A 234-nucleotide genomic window follows, 5' to 3' on the forward strand; every position below is an offset into this window, starting at 1 on the left:
TGCCGAGGCGTTTCGCTGAGGCGAGGGCGGAGGCGACGACCTCGCGATTGACGCGCTCCGCGTCGGCGGGGGCGAGGGAGCGCGAGTTCGTCATCACGTAGACGGCGGGGGAGCCCGTCGCGAGGGCCCAGTCGAAGTCAGCCTCCTCCCATGCGGTGAGGACGGGCAGATCTGCGACGGACTGGGTGCCCGTCGGGTCGTCGTCGAGGACGACGAGGACGGGGCGCCGGGCGG

1 protein-coding gene is annotated in these 234 nt (G+C 73.1%); it reads right to left on the minus strand.

Annotated elements, in window-relative coordinates; translation table 11 throughout:
• Window positions 1-234, minus strand: a 234-nt coding sequence (locus QP415_RS13005; RefSeq protein ID WP_285100352.1) for a four-carbon acid sugar kinase family protein, incomplete at both ends; no start/stop codon positions are given.

This window comes from Pauljensenia sp. UMB3104 (assembly GCF_030217285.1).
Classification (GTDB): Bacteria; Actinomycetota; Actinomycetes; order Actinomycetales; family Actinomycetaceae; genus Pauljensenia.